Source organism: Dietzia sp. SLG310A2-38A2, from assembly GCF_014145095.1.
Taxonomy (GTDB): domain Bacteria; phylum Actinomycetota; class Actinomycetes; order Mycobacteriales; family Mycobacteriaceae; genus Dietzia.
Map to the genome: position 1 here is coordinate 1 of NZ_JAALDX010000436.1, position 1,696 is coordinate 1,696.

1 protein-coding gene is annotated in these 1,696 nt (G+C 71.8%); it reads right to left on the reverse strand.

Features of this window, described 5'->3' with window-relative positions; genetic code table 11:
* A partial coding sequence (locus G6027_RS14520; protein WP_182637792.1) for a cobaltochelatase subunit CobN occupies nt 1-1,696 on the reverse strand: 1,696 nt, incomplete at both ends.

A 1,696-nucleotide genomic window follows, 5' to 3' on the forward strand; every position in this document is an offset into this window, starting at 1 on the left:
CCATGTCCTCGACCAGCGCCCGCGCCTGGGCCTCCACGCGGTCGACCTCCTGGGTCGGGGCGTCCTCCCCCAGCCCGAGGGCGCGGCGCAGACCGGGAACGGCGCCGAACTCACCGCCCCACACCTGGGAGGCCCGCAGGATGGCGAGCACCAGGTTCACCCTCGCCTCGCCGGCCGGAGCCTGGCCCAGCACGTGCAGGCCGTCGCGGATCTGGACGTCCTTGATCTCGCACAGCCAGCCGTCCACGTGGAGCAAGAAGTCGTCGAACTCCTCGTCCCCGGGCTGCTGCTCCAGGCCCAGGTCCTCGTGCATGTGGGCCGACCGCATGAGGGTCCAGATCTGCGCGCGGATGGCCGGCAGCTTGGCCGGGTCCATGGACGCGATGTTGCCGTACTCGTCCAACAGTTGCTCGAGGCGGGCGATGTCGCCGTAGGACTCGGCGCGGGCCATCGGCGGCACCAGGTGGTCGACGATCGTGGCGTGGGCCCGGCGCTTGGCCTGGGCGCCCTCCCCGGGGTCGTTGACCAGGAACGGGTAGATCAACGGCATGTCGGCGATCGCCGCGTCGGTCGCGCACGCCGCCGACAGCGCGGCGTTCTTGCCCGGGAGCCACTCCAGCGAACCGTGCTTGCCGATGTGGACCAGCGCGTGGGCGCCGAAACCCCGCGCGAGCCACCGGTAGGCGGCCAGGTAGTGGTGGGAGGGCGCCAGCTCGGGATCGTGGTAAATCGCCACCGGGTTCTCACCGAACCCGCGGGGCGGCTGGATCAACAGGACGACATTGCCGGCCTGGATGGTGGCCAGGACGATCTCGCCGGCGTCGTTGACGAACAGCTGACCGGGAGCCTGCCCCCAGGCCTCGGCCATCTCCGAGCGCAGCGACTCGGGCAGGTCCGCCGTCCAGCGGAGGTAGTCGTCGGTGGAGATCCGCACGTGACTGTCGGTGAGCTGGGCGTTCGTCAGCCACTCCTCGTCCTGTCCGCCCGCGGCGATCAGGGCGTGGATCAGGGCGTCGCCGGCGGCGGTGTCGTCGGCGTAGTCCCCGGTGGTGTCGAGGAACCGGGCGATCGGGCCGTCGTCGGGGCCCAGGTCGTAACCCTCGTCGCGCATGCGGCGCAGCAGTCGGATGGTCGAGACCGGGGTGTCCAGGCCGACCGCGTTGCCGATCCGGGAGTGCTTGGTCGGGTAGGCCGAGAGCACCAGGGCGATCCGGCGGTCGGCCGCGGGAACGTGACGCAGCCGGGCGTGCGAGACCGCGATCCCCGCGACGCGGGCGCAGCGTTCGGGGTCGGCGACGTACCGGGGCAGCCCGTCGGCGTCGATCTCCTTGAAGGAGAACGGCGCGGTGATGATCCGGCCGTCGAACTCGGGGATCGCGATCTGGTTGGCCGAGTCCAGAGGATTGACGCCGTCGTCGGAGGCCTCCCAGTCCTCCCGACTCCACGTCAGGCACAGTCCCTGCAGCACCGGGATGTCGAGCGTGGCGATCCGTTCGACGTCCCACGTCTCGTCCTCGCCGCCCGCGCTCACCGCTCCGGGCGTGGTTCCGCCGGCGGCCAGGACCGTGACGATCAGCGCGTCGAGCGTCCCGAGTGCGTCGAACAGCTCGTCGGGCGCCGACCGCAGGGACCCGGCGAACACGGGCACGCCCACGGCCTGCCCGGTGGCGTCGATCGCGTCGGCGAGCGAGTGGGC